An 18,954-nucleotide genomic window follows, 5' to 3' on the forward strand; every position below is an offset into this window, starting at 1 on the left:
CGTACAAAATTCAACAAAAAAGCTAAAAACAAAACTAAAGCGGTTAAACTAAAGTTTTATTCATTACTTGTAGAATAAAAAAAATCCACATTAATATGTGGATTTTTTTTACTGGTTATCAATCTTACTATTTAGTAAACAATAATTCTCTGTATTTTGTTAGAGGCCACAACTCGTCATCAACCAACAATTCCAATTTATCACAATTATACCTTATGGCATCAAATAAAGGTTTAACATTATTACAATATGCTAAAGCCTTTTTCTCTAAATTTTCATTTTTATTAGATTTCTTACGGACTTCTGTCATTTTAGTAACATTAGCATTAATAGATTCTATATGCCCTGATATCTGTTCAATTAAGTTTAACTGCTCTTTAGCAAACGTTTTAAACCCTTCACCATAAATAGATTTTAATCCCTTCACGTTTTTAATTAATACATTTTGATACCTCACAGCAGTAGGCACAATATGGTTACGTGCAATATCCCCTAAAACACGACTTTCAATTTGGATACGTAAAACATAGTCCTCCATTTCAATTTCATATCTAGCTTCGGACTCTACCTTATTCATAACACCTAGTCCTTCAAAAAGATCTAGCGTTTTTTTAGACACTTTTGCTTTTAAAGCAATTGGCGTGGTTTTATTATTACTTAACCCTCTTTTCTTAGCTTCTTTTTCCCAAGCTTCACCATAACCATTTCCTTCAAATAATATATTTTTGGACTTTTTAATATACTCTCTAAGAATATTAAAGATGGCGTCATCTTTTTTCATATCCTTTTTATCAATTAAAGCATCTACTTCTGACTTAAAATCTATCAATTGTTTTGCCACAATACTATTTAAAACAGTCATTGGGTTAGCACAATTAGCAGTTGAGCCTACTGCTCTAAACTCAAACTTATTTCCTGTAAAAGCAAAAGGAGAAGTCCTATTACGGTCTGTATTATCCAATAAAACGTCTGGTATCTTACCAACTACATTTAGCTTTAAATCTGTTTTTTCTTCAGGAGATAATTTACCATCAGTAACATTTTCTAATTCGTTTAAGGTCTTAGTTAGTTGCTCTCCAATAAATACCGAAATAATTGCTGGAGGCGCCTCATTTGCTCCTAAACGATGATCATTACTCGCAGATGCTATTGCAGCACGAAGCAATTCTTCGTTATCATTAACCGCCTTAATTGTATTAATAAAAAAGGTTAAAAACTGAAGATTACTCATTGGTGTTTTTCCTGGACCTAATAAATTAACACCAGTATCCGTGCTTAAACTCCAATTATTATGTTTTCCAGAACCATTGACTCCAGCAAAAGGTTTTTCGTGAAATAACACTTTAAAATTATGTCTGTCTGAAATCTTATCCATGACATCCATCAATAATGAATTATGATCAACCGCTAAATTAGCTTCGTCATAAATTGGAGCTAATTCAAACTGGTTTGGCGCTACCTCGTTATGCCTAGTTTTTACCGGTATACCCAATAGCATGCATTCGGTTTCTAAATCACGCATAAACGCCATCGCTCGATTTGGTATAGTTCCAAAATAGTGATCATCCAACTGCTGCCCTTTAGCCGGAGAATGTCCTAAAAGCGTGCGACCAGTCTGCACAATATCTGGTCTTGACATAGCTAAATCACGATCTATTAAAAAATACTCTTGCTCCCATCCTAAAGACGCATTTACTTTTCTAACGTTTTTATCAAAATACTTACACACCGCAACAGCTGCACTATCCACAGCTTGCAATGCTCTTAACAGCGGAGTTTTATAATCTAAAGCTTCTCCCGTGTAAGACACAAAAACAGTAGGAATACATAATGTTGTACCATAAATAAATGCCGGAGATGTTGGGTCCCAAGCCGTATAACCACGCGCCTCAAACGTATTTCTAATTCCCCCATTAGGGAAACTAGACGCATCAGGTTCTTGCTGTACTAATTGTCCGCCTCCAAATTTTTCTATGGCTAAACCTCCTCCAATAGTTTCAAAAAAAGCATCATGCTTTTCTGCAGTTGCACCTGTTAAAGGCTGGAACCAATGTGTATAATGCGTTGCTCCTTTAGAGATTGCCCATTCCTTCATTCCTGTAGAAATATGATCAGCAACTACTCTATCTATTTTTTTTCCTAATTGTATAGCATCTCTAACGCTTTCAAAAGCTTCTTTAGTCAAATATTGACGCATTGTCGACTCATTAAAAACATTACTTCCAAAAATTTCAGAACGACGTTGTTTTTCTTCAATAACAATCGGTTTACGCTTTAATGACTCTTTTATAGCATGAAATCTTAATGTTGACATATATACTTGTTTATTTAATTATTTTACGAAATTACAAAATTTACCACACTCAAAATATCATACCCTAAAAAAAACAGGGCTATTAACATCTTTTTAATAAATTTAAGATTTATACCCTTGTTTTTTAATGGGTAAATTCATTTTTATTTTATATTTGTCGTAACATATAACTAAAAAGTATTTTTACCATGACTAAATCTAAATTAGAATATATCTGGCTAGATGGGTATCACCCAACGCAAAACATGAGAAGTAAGACTAAAGTTGAAAACGATTTTAGCGGAAAATTAGAAGACTGCCCAGTATGGTCTTTTGATGGATCTTCTACAAAACAAGCTTCAGGTGGAGCATCTGACTGTTTATTAAAGCCAGTTGCAATTTATCCAGATCCTGCAAGAAGAAACGGTTTCTTAGTAATGACAGAAGTTTTAAATGCAGATGGTACACCACACGTATCAAATGGTAGAGCTACTATTGAAGATGAAGATAACGATTTCTGGTTTGGTTTTGAGCAAGAATATTTTATCATGGATACAAAAACACAAAAGCCTTTAGGATTCCCAATTGGCGGATATCCTGCACCACAAGGTATGTACTACTGCTCTGTTGGTGGATTACATACTCATGGTAGAAGTTTAGTAGAAGAGCATGCCGATTTATGTATCGATGCAGGTTTAAACTTTGAAGGAATTAACCAAGAGGTTGCTTCTGGACAATGGGAATACCAATTATTTGCTCAAGGTGCTAAAAAAGCAGGAGACGAAATTTGGGTATCAAGATACCTTTTAGATAGATTAACAGAACAATATGGTTACTATATAGAGTACCACCCAAAACCATTAGGTAAAGATATGGATTGGAACGGTTCTGGAATGCACGCTAACTTCTCTAACACTGTTTTAAGAACATGTGGTTCTCAAGAAACATACGAGAAAATTTGCGAAGCATTTAGACCAGTAGTAAAAGAACACATTGCGGTTTACGGAGAGTTTAACGACCAACGTCTAACTGGTGATCATGAAACAGCATCTATCCATGACTTTAGCTATGGTATTTCTGATAGAGGAGCATCAATACGTATTCCAATTATCACGGTAGAGAAAGGATGGAAAGGATGGTTAGAAGACCGTCGTCCAGCTTCAAACGGTGATCCATACAAAATAGCAGGTCGTATTATTAAGACAGTAAAATCTGCTAATATTAGCTAATAATAGCTATTGATTACATAGTTAAATCCAAAAAAATGCTTTCTATAAATTATAGAAAGCATTTTTTTATATCATAAAACCAACGGTCAACGTAATACTAATTGACATTTATAATGTGTTATTTTTAACCTCTAAATACAAGTAGAATAAAAATACCATATAGTAATACCAATCCAAAACCTTTAATCTTTCCTATTTCATGTCGTTTTGGTAATAATCCTAATATTAATACTAGAGATGCAAAAATCAGCATCCAGAAAATATCTCTAGACAAAATAAGTGGCTCTGTTACAGGTATTGTTTTAATCATAGATGTCAATCCTAAAACAGATCCAATATTAAAAATATTAGATCCAATTAAATTCCCTAAAGAAATCGCTTTTTCTTTTTTAGCAGCCGCTATAACAGACGCAGCTAATTCTGGTACACTAGTACCAATAGCAATCATAGTCACCCCAATAACAGCCTCACTAACACCTAAACTGGTTGCAATTTGCGTTGCTCCTTTTACTAACCACTCACTACCAAAGTATAATGCTGCTGCACCAATTAGCAACCAAATTCCGATTTTAAAATTAGAGACAACCGCTAAAGCATCATCTACCTCTTCTAAATCGTCAGTAGATTTCTGAGTTCTTATTAAGTATACTATAAATACAATTAAACCTAAAAACAAGATCAATCCTTCAAGTGCAACTAACTGGTTATCGTTCCATAAAAAGTAATATAACGCTATGGAAAACAACATCATAACCGGCCATGTTAACCTATAAAAAGATTTATCTATAGCAATAGCTCCAACAATAGCAGTAATCCCTAATACCAAGCCAATATTAGCAATATTAGACCCTACGACATTATTTATAGCAATTGCAGGCGACCCTTTTAAAGCCGCTTGTAAACTAACCAGTAATTCTGGTGCAGACGTTGCAAAAGACACAACCGTCATACCAATTACAATTTTAGAAATACTAAGTTTAAACGAAAGCGCTACAGACGATCGCACCAAAAACTCTCCTCCTACCACTAATAATACAAAACCTAAAATAAGATATGCTACACTCATAAAAAATATAATTTTTGCGAAGATACATTTTGAAATCTTAATTAAGAATTTGGATTTCTATTTTTTCGCTAAAGCGGAAAGTCTGTCGTTGAAAACTAAAAAAATAGTTAAAAAACTAGAGTTATAGTTGTATAACTATTTTTTTAGTTATGTTTGTTTTGTACAAAAATGATCCTCATGCAAAAACTAACAAATAAAGAAGAAGAAATTATGCACATCCTATGGAAGCTAGAACATGCTTTTGTAAAAGATGTCATGGCAGCCATCATAACAGACAAGCCACATTATAACACACTATCAACAATGATTAGAAATCTTGAAGAAAAAGGCTATGTTAGTTATGAAGCTTTTGGTAAAACACACCGCTACTTCCCTATCGTTGCCAAAGAGGACTATCGTAATAAGTTTATGAACACCGCTATAGACAACTACTTTAATAGCTCTTATAAAAATGTGGTTTCTTTTTTTGCTAAAGAAGAAAAAATAAGCGTTGACGAGCTAAAAGAGATTATTCGTTTAATAGAAAACCAAGACTAAACATGGACTACTTTTTAAAAGCTTCGGCAATTATCATACTATTTTACGCGTGCTACAAATTATTTTTACAACGCGATACCTTCTTTCAGGCCAACCGTTGGTTTCTGTTAATAGGATTATTTATTGCAATAGTATTACCACTTGTAATTATTCCTATTTATATAGAATACACTCCAAGACCTATACAATTTTTTGAAACCTCAGTAACCACGTTCCCAACACAACAAACAACCCAAGCTCCTCCATTTGATTATTGGCAGCTATTACCTTTTATATATTTAGCAGGCGTACTATTTGTAACAACAAAAGTGACACTTCAATTTATATCATTAAACAGGTTATTAAAAAATCAAAAGAAAACAAAAACTGAACAGTTTACATTTATTGAAACTGAAGCTAATATCGCACCTTTTTCCTTTTTTAATCGCATCGTATTTAACAGCAACCAGTTCACTAAAAACGAACTAGAACATATTATAACACACGAAAAAGTACACGCCAAGCAACTACACTCTATAGACATTTTATTAACCCAAATTGCAACCATCTTATTTTGGTTTAACCCGTGTATTTGGCTTTACAAAAAAGCGATGCAACAAAACCTTGAGTTTATTGCGGACCAAGTAGCTCAGAACACTATAGCATGCTCCAAAAGTTATCAAACCGTATTATTAAAAGCTAGTTTAACTACAAATCAATTGGCTGTTACCAATAATTTTTATCAATCATTAATCAAAAAACGAATCGTTATGTTACAAAAATCACAATCCAAAAAAAGCAATCAGCTTAAGTTTACAATTGTACTTCCTTTTTTAGCCTTGTTTTTAATGAGCTTTAATATAAAAGAAGTTTATATCGCTAAAGCGGAAACAAATAAAAGTACAATAGTTAAAACTGAAACGTTTACAATTACCTCAAAATCATCAGACAAAGAGATTGAAGCTATTAAAAACCGATTAGAGATACTTGCAGATGATTTAAAAATTAAATTCTCTGATATTAATAGAAATAGTGATGGAGAAATTATTAATCTATCTATTGAAACACAATCTAAAAATAAAAACAATTTCACAAAACACATCACCTACAATCACAAAGATAAAAGTCCAATTGGTAACCTTATTTTAAAAGTTAAAAATAATGAATTGCATTTTGGCTATGAAAAATTTGGAATGAACATGAAAGTAACTAAAGAAGGTACAACAACAGTATTGACAGAACAACTTTATTCAAAAAAAGAAACACAAAATGTAGGCACTGTACATCTGCAAAACACAGGAGACTCTGTTAATATCGTATTAGATAGTGACAATAATGAGGATAGTGATTTTTCATACAAAATAGAAACAGAAGCTATTGGTGATGATAAAAGCAAACTTATAATAACCGAAAATGGAAAGAAACCCTTGTACGTTATTGATGGTAAAATTGTAGAAGGAAATAACATTAATTATGACACAGAAAATATTGCATCAATAAACGTATTAAAAGGTAAATCTGCTGAAGAAACTTTTGGTGAACTAGGAAAAAATGGAGTTATCGTAATTACAAGTAAAAAACATTTTGAAAATGATAGTGAGAGCAAGACTTATAATTTTACACCAATTGTAGATAGCGTAAATCCTAAAAAAGCAATATTAAAATATCCAAATGAAGACAGTAACGCAAGTCAAACAAGTTACTCTAATAGCGTTTTTAACGACTCAACAATTATTATTATAGATGGAAAAAAGGTTGATAATGGCGAATTAAAAAAATTAAATCCTGACAACATTAAATCTATGACTGTTTTAAAGGATAAAACTGCTAAGCAAGTTTATGAAGTTTATAGCGCATACGATACAAAAAATGTAAATAGGATTATTGAAATAACAACAAAAGAAAAAAACACCTCAAAAGAAATAATAATAAAAAATAACGATTCTATTAAAAAAGATAGTCCTTGGAAAATTAGCAACATTGAAGTATCTGGAACTTTTTATACTGATGATGAAGACCACTTAAAAAATGGGAGCACTTTAAACATCTCTGAAAACACACCAGAAGTTGTTTTAAGCCAGCATAAAGCTTATTTACAAACTCAAGGTATAGAGTTAAAATACTTAACTATTAATCGCAATAACAAAGATAAAATCACAAAACTTAAATTATCTGTGGTAGACAAAAAAGGTAAAAAATCTAAATTCACTTATCAAGCAAACAAAGGAATTAGTCCTATAAAAATAAGTTTAGATGGAGTTGGAAATATTGATGTTACTTCGGAATAAATAAATCTTTAAGCTATAAAAAAAGACCTTCAATTGAAGGTCTTTTTTTTATTTTATAAACTATTACAATTAGTTGATTAGTATCTTTTTTATTAGACGTTCGCCTTCAGCTTCAATAGTAACTAAATACAAACCACTTGCTAGTTTCAAATCAACATAGCTATTATTACTAATAGTTTGTGATAAAACAGCTCTTCCTTCAGCAGAAAACACAGCAACCTCATAACTTGGCTTGTTACCCGAAATATATAATTTATCTAAAACTGGGTTAGGATACACTTTTATTGTTTCGGTTGTAAAACCAGCAACACTTAATGATTGATTCCAAATATTACCAATTTGGTCTCCCCAAATATATTCTACCAAATCGGGCTGATCAATAAAAGGATTTCTATTAATCTGCCATTCGTAAATCACATTATTTCTATTCATTTCAAAATCATCTGGGGGATCATTTCTATGCCAATCCAAAAGTGTTTGCAAATCTCCCATTTGCCCCGATGTTGTTGGATATCCGTTTTCTATACTTAACCCATTATATCTAATTTGCATATATAAAACACTTCTTGCAACATCCCCTTTAAAACTGCCTAATGTGCCCGAAGGTCCATTATATTGCCCGTAATGTTGATTACTTCTATTACTATTTTCTGGTCCATCTGCAGCACGCAATGCATGCGCATCACTATTACCGTGTCTTAAAGAGTCTGCTGTAGTTGCCCACCACACATCTTTACCATCTCCAACATCATCCAAGTCTATACTATTATATCCCGCCAATGACCTTGGAAAAGTGTGCTCTCTATTCCACTTACCAGTATTATCTGATGTGGTTTGAAAATCTAGTTTAGGCTTACCTTCTTCTTTATAGACCAACCACACTTGATTACTGTTTTCTGGATTTTGATCCGCTTCTTCTAATATAGTAATAACATCTCTGTAAGTTTGACCTCTTACTAATGCAGGATTAGCAACTATATCTTGTAAAGCTTGCTGTAAGTCTGCATCTGACAAACCATCTAAACTGTCATAATAACCAGAAGGTTGTGTACCCGAAACAATCCCAAATGTTGAATTTAAGGGCGTCCCAAAAGGTGCCACAACAAAATCGTTATCCACAACGCGAGTTGTTAAATTATTATTTAACGCAATAAATGTTGTTGGCAAATTAGTTACTACTAATTTTAAAACCTCATCCCCTTCGTCAAAAGCATCGTCAATTATTATGATTGTAGTTGTTACTGTATTTTGTCCTGCAGGTATCACTAAAGTAGTGCTTCCCGTAAAATCCGAAGTATTAAAACCATAATTATCTAAAGTAAAATCAATAGTTAGATCTGTTGTAACATTTTGCTCTGTAGTAAACGTGACATCAAATGCATCACCTTCGTTAAAAAAACCGGCAGTAATAGTTGTAAAAACACCATTTAAAACCACTCCACTTCCATCATTTAAAGCTCTTGGTGTTGGTGTAGTAGAAACATAAGTTATACTATTAGCGTTGGCTAAACCATCGTCAAAACGTTGGATTGAGTTAGTGTTATTACTAGACCCTTCGTTAATTTGCTCAGAAACACCTAATAATGCCATTAAGCCGGTATCATTAGCATCACTGGTATCATACACCAAAACATCTACTAAATTAGCCTGTGTTGCTAAAGTCCCTTCTAAAAAATCGGTATCATCGCCTAAATATAAAGCAACTGCATCCGCACCATTCTGAATTAAGTTAGTAGGAATAGTTACTTGTGGAAAAGGTGACACATTACTACTACCTATTAAAAGCAATCCATTTATATCTGTAGTGTAACCATCTAAATCTAAAGCGAAATAACTAGAATCGCCACCACTTGTAGAGCCATTAAAAAGCACTAAAACATAACCATCTAAAGCAAAGTTTGGAACACTTGATAATAATTCTATAAACTCATGGTTATCAATATTATTACCTTCAAAAGTAGTATCGCAATCCAGCTCATTAATTACAACCGTTTGAGAATACCCCAAAACTGAAAAAAGAAAAGAGACTAATAGAGTAATTTTTTTCATACTTATTTTTTTTGCGAAAATAGTATTTAAAACCAGGTAAGCTTTTCTTCTAGTATTAAATTAAAATTAACAAATTGCAAAAACAGCATATTATAACTAGAAAAAGTATCATAAATTAAACAAGTTAATAATTGTTACTCGTCTTTTTTATCCTTTTTCATAACAATAGTTCTATAAGGAAACGGAATCTCAATACCTTCTTGATCAAAACGCATTTTAATACTTTCTAAAACATCTATTTTAATCTGGAAACTGTCACTAAAATCTTTAGCCCAAGCCCAAGCACGTATGGTCACAGAAGAATCGTTAAGCTCCGTTAACGCTGTTTTTACCATTGGCTTACCATCTTGGATATCTATTTCTGTACGATTATCGTATATAAGCGGATGCTTTTCGCATTCTTCCCTCATTATTGTCTTGGCCAATGCAACATCACTGTCGTAAGAAATACCAATCTCTATTCTCTCGCAACATTTTAATTCACCTAAATCGTAGTTTATCAACTTCTCTTTATTCATGATAGCATTTGGGATGACAATCATTTTATTTTCAAAGTTTCTAATAACAGTGTGACGCAAAGTAATGTCCGTAACACGACCTACCATGGTATCTGTTACCTTAACGGTGTCTCCTATTTTAAAAGGTTTAAAAACTATTATAAAAATACCACCAATTAAATTAGACAATGCTTCTTGAGATGCAACACCAATAATAAGCGCCAATACACCAGCCCCACCTAAAGCGGTTTGTGCCACTCCTTTTAAAGATGGAAACGCTAATAAACACAAGATAAAACCAAATAAATAAATACCAACAATTACTACCGACCTTAAAAACTTGATACTAGTAGGGTCTTGATTACTTTCTATCTTTTTTTGGATATCTAATTTAAACCATAAATTAATGGTCGTCGCAACAATTACAGTTACAGCCAACACAAGCCCGACGTATAACACCGTTTTAAACTCATGAATCACAATACTTTTATCGTCATTCTCTACAAAAAGATAACTTAGAGCTATAATTCCTAAGATAATCCAAAGCGCATTTAATATTTTTTTAAGCAAGTTGGTCGATTTTGGTGCTTCTGTTGGAAACTTCCTTTTCTTTTCTTTTACAACCCACTTGTGTAGCATGTTAGTTAACACGCGTAATATTATAACAATAACTATTACAAAAATGCTGTAAATAAGATCTTGCTGATGTACTTTAAAAAAATCAATCATTGCTATTATTTATTAGTTTGTTACCTTTTTTAGTTGGTTTTTAAATTTTGATACACATTTACGTATCGTTTATGTTTAAATATACCCCCAAATTAACACCCCTAAATCTACTACAAAAATAGAACGCGCTATTATACTGCAAATTTACTACTAGTTTGGATGCTTAAAAATTACTTCTATTAAAGTTTTGTTATAAAAAAAAGTGAGCAGTAAAAAGAAAAATTTTAAAATCGAAAACAATAGAATTCAAATAATTCCACTAATCTTAAATCAAACAGCCCTACTCCAAAGTAAACTCTTAAAAAAACGCCCTACAATTATTATAAATCAAAACAATAAACACGATTTAGAGTTACACATTATAACTTTGATAAAGACATAAAAGTAAAAATCGAAACACATCACGTTTATTTACTTATATAAGTAAAGTCAAATGTATCAATATCCCTGTTTTTGCTTGGTAGATATTATTTAAAAAATATATCTTCAAAAAACAATCCTGAAAATGGATGTAATTACTAACCCTTTAAACTACAAAATTATGCTAACACTTGCCAAAATGATAATCGACATTTTAACATCGGTTATACTGTAAACCATAAAATGTAAAACTTAGTCTAGAATAAGTTTTACCATTTTATTTAAAACTCTAAATCATTAGGCAGATAGTCACTAAAGCTATAATTTTGAACCCTAATTAAAAGGGAATGAAAAAAACATTTTTTAAGTTTTTATCTAAAGTTAATAAACTTATACTACCAAGTTATACAAAGCAAAAACTGGATCTAAGCAAAGCCTCTAAATTACAGATGGCTATTTTTGGCTGGAAGGTATTTGTAACTAAAAACACATTAAATTAAAATTAATCGTCAAATAATTTTGATGTTAATATAAATAATTCATATATTTGCACCCACGAAAAAAAAAGGCCTCGTGGCGCAACTGAATAGCGCACTTGATTACGGCTCAAGAGGTTACTGGTTTGAATCCAGTCGAGGTCACTTAGTAAAACCAGCATATTTCAAAAATATTTGAAATTGCTGGTTTTTTTTTATCCTGTATTTTCCTAAAAAACACAATTAATTAATCATTAAAATAAGATTACTTGTATTTTTAGGGACGACAACTATTACTTAATGACACTAACAGATAAAAAATACCAAAGCATACACTTAATTGTATTGACTGTATTAGTTACACTACTGTGGAATACCCTATTGGTCTATCCTATTAAATTGTTTGTGGTAATGCTTCATGAAATGAGTCATGGATTAATGGCTATTGCTTTTGGCGGACAAATAATTGAAATACAAATTAGTCAACACATTGGAGGCTATTGCTTATACACGATCTCTCCTACTTTTTGGAGCGAATTCATGACCGGAAGTGCCGGTTACCTTGGCAGCTTATTCTGGGGCTCTCTAATACTAGTCTTAGCTGTCAAATCAGAACGGGACAAGTACATTACATTGCTTATCGGGATGATCTTAATAATACTTTCTTACTTTGTTTTACAATCTGGCGAGTTTTTTGGTACCGCTATGACCTTTGGACTTGGTCTTTTTATGCTAATTGCATTTAAATACTTTGGTACTTTTTTTCACGATTTATGGCTTAAATTTTTAGGAATAACCTCTTGTGCTTATGTTATCTTAGACATAAAAGGAGACTTAATAGACAATAGTAATATTGGGAGTGATGCTGACGCTATTGCTGCATTAACCGGTATACCAAGTGTGCTTGTTGGTGTAATATGGATGGTTACAGCCGTAATTACTATGTTTATGGTGCTGCGCTATGTATACCAAAAACAAAAAGCAGAAGCTAACGTACTGTAAAAAATACTTTAAAAAAGTTACTTCTTTATTTCTAATGCTTACTTTTAAGTAATAAATACTAGTATTATGAAAAAAAATATGGGAGCTTTAGATAAAAGCTTAAGAGTATTAGCAGCTATATTCATAGCCTTACTTTATTATCTAGATATACTTAGCGGAATGGTAGCCTATGTCTTAATGGCTGTAGCAATCGTGTTTTTAATAACAAGCTTTGTCAACTTTTGCCCACTGTATGCCATTCTAGGCGTAAATACTTGTAAAAGAAAATAACAAGCATAAAAAAAAGAGTCTTTATAATTAAAGACTCTTTTTTTTTAAATAATTTCTGCACTTAACCCTGCTTCTAGCAGCATTGTGCATCGTGGTTCCAACTCTTTATAAGCACCTGTTTTAACCGTGCATTGCCCTTTATAATGCACTAAAATAGTACATTGCTCTGCTTGCTCTGGTGTATGATCACAGGCATAAATTAAACTATCTATGACATGATCAAATGTATTTACATCATCGTTATAAACAACAATTTCATTGTTTGGCTTCTCTAAAGTATCGACCTCGTGTTGTTCTTGTATTTTCTCTTTTGTACTCATACGTACTTCTTTTTGGTATAAAAGTAAAAAATTATTAGACATAAAAAAAGGCTTCTGTTGCAACAGAAGCCTTTTTAATACGTATTTAACTAAATATTAATACATTATACGTAATGCATTAACATCATCAGTACCAAACTCTCCATCTTCACTTGTACTAAAACAAGCTAACATTACAGACGTCGCTGGATCATTTCCACCTAAATCAATTGCTCCGATAGATCCTGCACCTTCATTTTGGTTTTGACCACAACTAGCTCTGTTAAACCAATCTGTGTGTCTAAATCCAATAGAATGTCCAATTTCATGAGTAATAACATGCTCTACTACATTAGTATCATAACTATCTAAACCGTACAATTGTACAAATTTATTTGGGTTACCATTACTGGGAAAACCTGCCGATCCACCAGAACCAGACTCATTTGGGTTATGATACACTACCATGTCTTTAGATTGGTAGTTGGTTCCGAATGTTAATTGAAACGAAATTGAAACTCCGCTTAATGCATTATAATTATTAACAGCCCATTGTAAAGCTGTTCTCTCTTTTGAAGACAACGCATTGCTACCTCCTGTATAACCAATAATTGTAATGGTTTTACCTTGAGAAACTAGGTTGTTTGTACGATAGTTTCGATCTGTAGAAGCGTCGTCTTCAAGACTTAAGACTTCTTCTTCACTCATAAAAATATCACCTTCTACCTCAATCATTTCTTTTGTGGTACCGTCGGGTAATAAAAAATCGACTAGTTTGACATTATTAGTGTTGATTTGCGCATTGGCTAACTTTTCTAATACTTTTGCCGAAATTTCTTTTTTTGCTATTGCTTCTTCTTCAATAGAGGTTGTTTCTTCTTTTTGACAGGATTGTAATCCTAAAATAAAACACAGGCTGGCTAGAGCCATAAATTTAATTTTGTTCATTTTGGTTGAATTTTAAATTAATAAATGGTTTGCTTTACGTAAAATGTTTCACATGATCTTTAAACGTTAGTTTAAGGGTATTTTGCTATTAACCAAATGTGAGATAATTATCAAGTCAAAGGTAAATGATTAAAAAAGAAGAATGTTGCGGTTTTTACCACAAAAAATAGCGTTTTTACATTAAAAATGTTAAAACGCTATTTTATTAATAATGAAACTAGATTTTTAGCTCTGATTTATTGCTTTTCAAATTTAAGTGCAACCCAATTATTTCTTGTTAATGTATCTTTTAAAACAAGCTGGTTATCGTTACACTCCTTTTCTATCATTGGGATGTCTTCTTGGTAAAAACCACTTAAAAACAGGGTGCCTTTTGCATCAAGACATTTTGAATATGCTGCAATGTCGTTTAATAAGATGTTACGATTAATGTTTGCTATAATGGTATCGTACTTTTTATCTTTTAAAAGTGCTGCTTCCCCCTCATAAACAGAAATATGTTTACAATTGTTACGCTCCACGTTTTCTAAGCTATTTAAGTAGCACCAGTTATCAATATCTATAGCATCTAATGGTTTTGCACCTTTCATCTCTGCTAGTATCGCTAAAACAGCTGTACCGCATCCCATATCTAAAACGGACTTGCCTTCAAAATCGTTTTTAAGAATATGCTGGATCATCATGTGTGTGGTTTCATGATGCCCTGTTCCAAAACTCATTTTTGGTTCGATGATAATATCATATTCTGTATTAAACTTGTCATGGAATGGTGCACGTACAGCACACAGATCATCAACTACTATCGGGTTAAAGTTTTTCTCCCACTCTTCGTTCCAATTGGTTTGCTCAATTTCGTCAAAGGTATATGTGATTTCAAACTCGTCTGACTTTAATATTTGGATATCGTCCAAAATAGTATCGTAATACTCTTCTTTTTGGATGTATGCTGTAACTCCTTCTTCGGTCTCTACAAAGCTTTCAAATCCTGCGTAACCTAATTCTGCAATAAGAATTTCTGTTCCTGGTTGCATTGGTTGCACTTTAAAGTAATACCCTATGTAAATAATATTTGACATTTTAATTTGTACTGTATTTTGCAGATTAGCCTGCGTTAGCGGTTGTAGTGGCATCCTTTTTTTGCTGCCATATATGGCAAAAAAAGATATAACGGAAGACGCGACCCTTGTGGTAACGCCCAAATTATTTTGAATTTTGTATGTGTTTAAAAGGCGTTTACGATTGCGTAAAAATCTTCAGCTTTTAAGGCTGCTCCACCAATTAATCCACCATCTACGTCTGGTTTTGAAAAAATTTCTTTGGCATTTGCAGGTTTTACACTACCACCGTAAAGGATTGTCATGTCATCCGCCACTTGGTTGCCGTATTTGTCATTTAATGTTTTACGGATAAATTTGTGCATGTCTTGTGCTTGTTCTGGACTTGCTGTTTCGCCAGTTCCAATTGCCCATACAGGCTCATAAGCCAACACGATATTTTTGAATGCTGAAGCGTCTAAATGAAACAATGCGTTTTTGATTTGACTTTCTACTACTGCTTCATGATTTGCAGCTTTACGGTCTGCTAGTTCTTCTCCAAAACAGAAAATGACACGCAAATCTTTTGATAGGGCTTGATCTACTTTTTTAGCTAAAATAGCATCGTCTTCGTTAAAATACGCACGACGCTCTGAATGTCCTAGGATTACTGTTTTTATACCTACGCTTTTAAGCATATCTGCATTAACCTCTCCGGTATATGCACCGTTTTCTGCAAAGTGCATGTTTTGTGCAATAACCTCGATATCGTCTTCTCTAGTTGCTTCATAAGCATGCCATAAGTTAGTATATGTTGGCGCAATCATAACCTCTGCATTAGATGTTTTTGTTTGCTTTTTTAAATCTGAAATTAATGCTTCTGATTGTGGTAAATCATTATTCATTTTCCAGTTTCCGGCTACTATGTTTTTTCTCATGACGTTCTGTTTTATTCTAATTTAACTTTTGGATCTAACCAAGTGTATATTATATCTACAAAAATATTAATTATAATGAATAGTAAGGCGATAATTAACACAGAACCCATAATTACAGGTAAATCTAAGGTGTTAAGCGCATTTACAATTTCTTTTCCTAATCCGTTCCATCCAAAAATATACTCCACAAACACTGCGCCTGCTAGCATACTTGCAAACCACCCTGAGATTGCAGTGACTACTGGATTTAGTGCATTTTTAATGGCGTGCTTTTTTATAATCTGAAACTCTGATAAGCCTTTTGCTCTGGCTGTTCTGATATAATCTTGATTAAAGACTTCTAATAAGGAGTTACGCATTAATTGTATCACGACTGCTAATGGTCTAATCCCTAAAACAATTGCTGGCAGGATTAAATTTTTCCATTTAATGTGCATTTTTTCGCCAAAATCATCCAACTCGTAAAGGCTACCTGTCATTTCTAGATTGGTGTATTTATGTAATACAAAACCAAATAACCATGCAAATAATATGGCACTAAAAAAGGATGGTACGCTCATCCCTAAGGTACTTAATATTTGAATTATTTTATCTAAAAATGTGTCTTTTTTTAATGCTGAAATCACACCTAATATAACACCTAAAAAGATTGCGATTAGTATTGCCGAAACTGCTAACACAAACGTATTGGGTAAGGTCTCTGATAATACTTGGCTTACTTTTTTACCTTGTTTGGTAAAGGATTCCCGTAAGTACGGAAATTTTATAACTGTAGTTGTGTTACCTATTGCAAACAGTTGTGTTGCTGAATATTTATTTTGACTTAAATAGGTATAGTCGCCTTCTGTTTTAGAATGAAATGAGATTGGTGACAAATCGTTTAAATAATAAAAATACTGCGTCGACACCGGCTTATCAAAACCATACTTTTTTTTGATAATGGCTAATTGCTGGCTATCCTCGTTTTGACCCAACATCATTTGTGCAGGATCTCCTGGAAGCACACTAAATAATAGAAATATAACAGTTACCACACCAAATAATGTGAGTAATGCATACAGGGTTTTATTTAGTAAATAGGTTATCAGATTGTTTTATTTATTTTAGATACGTTGTTCTACTGCTTTACAAAATAATGTGCTTCTCGATACATTTTGCTCGTGCCTCACAAAACACTTGAAGTGACATTATTATTTTTTAAGCGTAATTTTAATCACACTCGTAATATTTTTTTGTGTGTCTATATTTAGTGAGTCCAATTGTGTTCTGTCTTTAAATACATCCATTCTCTCAATAGTTTCTGGATCCAAAGCCTCTGTCTCTGCTTTTGTTGCCAAAGCATCATCAATAAAATAAGCAGCAACCTCCTGAACTACTTTAGGAGCTGGACGATCAACTTTAGGCAATGCTAATTGGTCAATATCATTCCAATGTACTTTTTGGATAATGGTTCCTTTTTCTAATTTTAATAATCCTGGATTAGAGCGGATGATTGTTTTTAAAGCAGTCTCATCACAGAAATAGTAATCAAAATCCAATTTATAATCAGACTTAACTTGCGCTACTTTATCCTCTCCAGAGGCTGTTAAACCAATAACATCATAACCGTTAGCAATTGCCATATCCGATGCTATTTTTATAGCTTTTAAACCCTCTGTTTCTGATATTGCCAAATTATAATTAACAATTAGTAACACGTGCGGTCTTGTTAAAATATCTTGCGTAAAGTCCTCACCATCTTTTTCTATTGAAAAATCATGGATTGGTGGCTCATAACCTTCAGATATTGTTTTAGTAGTTACACCTACATATGTACCTGTAGATTCTGGATATGATCCGCTTGTCATGTATGCCTTTTCTGTACCGTTCTCATCAAATACCCAAGTGTATTCTATTACAGGTTGTGGTGCACCTTCTGGAACAATCATGTTATCTGTAATGTTATTTCCTATTTTAAAAGGTCTAAAGTCAATTGATGGTAAATGCATTAATACATGGTATGCAAATCCTAAACATGCTATAAAACTTAATAAAGACAGTATGGTTGTGGTTAACTTGCCAAAAAATGGTTTGACGTGTTTTATCCCGAAGAAAATAATTAGAATTAAAACTAACAGAAAAACGTCTTTACCAAAACTTTCCCATGGGTCCATCTTCATGGCATCACCAAAACATCCGCAGTCTTTTACTTTATCAAAATACGCTGAGTAAAAGGTTAAGAATGTAAAAAAGATAATCATTAATAATAAACTCCAAATCGTGAATTTAGGCTTGTATCCAATAATTAAAAATATACCTAAAAGCACTTCAAAAACAACTACTATTATTGAAATTCCTAAAGCATAAGGAATAAAAAATGGTAAATCTAAAACGGTTGGACCAAAATACTCCTCTAATTTAAAAGCAAATCCAATAGGATCATTAAGCTTTATAAATCCCGAAATAATAAAAAATACACCAACAAATATTCTTAAAAAACCGACTATGTATTTCATAACTTTAATTAAATATTAAATATCAAATTCCAACAACTAAATTCCAAAACACTCTGCTTAACAATTTCAACTTTCAAAAAAACAAATTCGTAATTATGTTAATTTATTAATTATTGCAGACAGTATTTTTCTAATTTCGTTTGCTTCTATTATTAATGTTTCTATTCTGTTTGACTCTCCTTTATTCAAATCTTTCAAAAGTTTTAGCCAATATTCACTTTCTTTAGCTTCTTTTCTTGAAATTTTAATTCTAAATATTAAATCTTTATTTCCTAATTTCTCATTTCCTTCAATATAATTAGCACCTACTGAGCCCGAAGACCTAACCAATTGTTTCCCATCTTCTATATTAGAAATTGTTCTATTTAAATCCTTAACCAAAAAACGACAATCCCTTGCAAACTCGTAAGTTCTATCTTCTAAATTAAAAGTTTTTGTAGTACGCAATCTATTTGGAATTTAGTT

The 18,954-nt window shown here is 32.3% G+C and carries 17 protein-coding genes and 1 tRNA gene; 7 read left to right on the plus strand and 11 right to left on the minus strand.

Annotation, left to right across the window (positions count from 1 at the left end):
• Positions 1–127: 127 nt before the first annotated feature.
• Positions 128–2,314 (minus strand): glutamine synthetase III, encoded by a 2,187-nt coding sequence (locus CXF54_RS08995; protein ID WP_101203287.1) that lies wholly within the window; start codon positions 2,312–2,314, stop codon positions 128–130.
• A gap of 188 nt (positions 2,315–2,502) precedes the next feature.
• On the opposite strand from CXF54_RS08995, the gene CXF54_RS09000 reads away from it, so the two are divergent.
• Positions 2,503–3,522, plus strand: coding sequence for a glutamine synthetase beta-grasp domain-containing protein (locus tag CXF54_RS09000; RefSeq protein WP_101203288.1), 1,020 nt, complete (start codon positions 2,503–2,505; stop codon positions 3,520–3,522).
• A gap of 124 nt (positions 3,523–3,646) precedes the next feature.
• On the opposite strand, the gene CXF54_RS09005 is transcribed toward CXF54_RS09000, so the two are convergent.
• Positions 3,647–4,588 carry a calcium/sodium antiporter gene (locus CXF54_RS09005; RefSeq protein WP_090840057.1) on the minus strand — a complete coding sequence of 314 codons (942 nt, stop codon included), beginning with the start codon at positions 4,586–4,588 and terminating at the stop codon, positions 3,647–3,649.
• Positions 4,589–4,765: 177 nt separating this feature from the next.
• Here CXF54_RS09005 and CXF54_RS09010 point away from each other — a divergent pair, with 177 nt between their 5' ends.
• Both CXF54_RS09010 and CXF54_RS09015 read left to right on the plus strand, forming a co-directional pair.
• The gene (locus tag CXF54_RS09010) at positions 4,766–5,125 is read left to right on the plus strand and encodes a BlaI/MecI/CopY family transcriptional regulator (RefSeq protein WP_101203289.1); all 360 of its coding nucleotides are present in this window, start codon (positions 4,766–4,768) and stop codon (positions 5,123–5,125) included.
• Positions 5,126–5,127: 2 nt separating this feature from the next.
• Positions 5,128–7,392, plus strand: a complete 2,265-nt coding sequence (locus CXF54_RS09015; RefSeq protein ID WP_101203290.1) for a M56 family metallopeptidase — start codon at positions 5,128–5,130, stop codon at positions 7,390–7,392.
• A 69-nt stretch (positions 7,393–7,461) separates the two neighbouring features.
• On the opposite strand, the gene CXF54_RS09020 is transcribed toward CXF54_RS09015, so the two are convergent.
• Positions 7,462–9,441 (minus strand): endonuclease, encoded by a 1,980-nt coding sequence (locus tag CXF54_RS09020; RefSeq protein ID WP_101203291.1) that lies wholly within the window; start codon positions 9,439–9,441, stop codon positions 7,462–7,464.
• A 134-nt stretch (positions 9,442–9,575) separates the two neighbouring features.
• On the minus strand, positions 9,576–10,667 hold the full coding sequence (locus tag CXF54_RS09025) for a mechanosensitive ion channel family protein (protein WP_101203292.1): 1,092 nt from the start codon (positions 10,665–10,667) through the stop codon (positions 9,576–9,578).
• A gap of 707 nt (positions 10,668–11,374) precedes the next feature.
• On the opposite strand from CXF54_RS09025, the gene CXF54_RS09030 reads away from it, so the two are divergent.
• From CXF54_RS09030 to CXF54_RS09045, 4 genes are all read left to right on the plus strand, one after another.
• The gene (locus CXF54_RS09030) at positions 11,375–11,527 is read left to right on the plus strand and encodes an SsrA-binding protein (protein WP_090840067.1); all 153 of its coding nucleotides are present in this window, start codon (positions 11,375–11,377) and stop codon (positions 11,525–11,527) included.
• Between the two features lie 67 nt (positions 11,528–11,594).
• A tRNA-Arg gene (locus CXF54_RS09035) sits at positions 11,595–11,668 on the plus strand.
• A 135-nt stretch (positions 11,669–11,803) separates the two neighbouring features.
• Entirely contained in the window at positions 11,804–12,505 is a 702-nt protein-coding gene (locus CXF54_RS09040; protein ID WP_101203293.1) for a M50 family metallopeptidase, read from the plus strand.
• A 66-nt stretch (positions 12,506–12,571) separates the two neighbouring features.
• Positions 12,572–12,775 carry a DUF2892 domain-containing protein gene (locus tag CXF54_RS09045; protein WP_090840071.1) on the plus strand — a complete coding sequence of 68 codons (204 nt, stop codon included), beginning with the start codon at positions 12,572–12,574 and terminating at the stop codon, positions 12,773–12,775.
• Between the two features lie 44 nt (positions 12,776–12,819).
• Here CXF54_RS09045 and CXF54_RS09050 read toward each other — a convergent pair whose 3' ends face one another.
• From CXF54_RS09050 to CXF54_RS09080, 7 genes are all read right to left on the minus strand, one after another.
• On the minus strand, positions 12,820–13,095 hold the full coding sequence (locus CXF54_RS09050) for an ATP-dependent Clp protease adaptor ClpS (RefSeq protein WP_090840133.1): 276 nt from the start codon (positions 13,093–13,095) through the stop codon (positions 12,820–12,822).
• Between the two features lie 96 nt (positions 13,096–13,191).
• Entirely contained in the window at positions 13,192–14,022 is an 831-nt protein-coding gene (locus CXF54_RS09055; protein ID WP_090840073.1) for a M57 family metalloprotease, read from the minus strand.
• A gap of 236 nt (positions 14,023–14,258) precedes the next feature.
• Entirely contained in the window at positions 14,259–15,098 is an 840-nt protein-coding gene (prmA, locus tag CXF54_RS09060) for a 50S ribosomal protein L11 methyltransferase (RefSeq protein ID WP_101203314.1), read from the minus strand.
• Between the two features lie 146 nt (positions 15,099–15,244).
• Positions 15,245–15,994, minus strand: a complete 750-nt coding sequence (tpiA, locus tag CXF54_RS09065) for a triose-phosphate isomerase (protein ID WP_101203294.1) — start codon at positions 15,992–15,994, stop codon at positions 15,245–15,247.
• A gap of 11 nt (positions 15,995–16,005) precedes the next feature.
• Positions 16,006–17,082, minus strand: a complete 1,077-nt coding sequence (locus CXF54_RS09070; protein ID WP_101203295.1) for an ABC transporter permease — start codon at positions 17,080–17,082, stop codon at positions 16,006–16,008.
• A 102-nt stretch (positions 17,083–17,184) separates the two neighbouring features.
• Positions 17,185–18,489: a BT_3928 family protein gene (locus tag CXF54_RS09075; protein ID WP_101203296.1), complete on the minus strand. Its 1,305-nt coding sequence runs from the start codon at positions 18,487–18,489 to the stop codon at positions 17,185–17,187.
• Between the two features lie 93 nt (positions 18,490–18,582).
• Positions 18,583–18,936 (minus strand): four helix bundle protein, encoded by a 354-nt coding sequence (locus CXF54_RS09080; RefSeq protein WP_090840083.1) that lies wholly within the window; start codon positions 18,934–18,936, stop codon positions 18,583–18,585.
• Positions 18,937–18,954 lie beyond the last annotated feature (18 nt).

The sequence above is a fragment of the Olleya sp. 1-3 genome, from assembly GCF_002836085.1.
Classification (GTDB): domain Bacteria; phylum Bacteroidota; class Bacteroidia; order Flavobacteriales; family Flavobacteriaceae; genus Olleya; species Olleya namhaensis.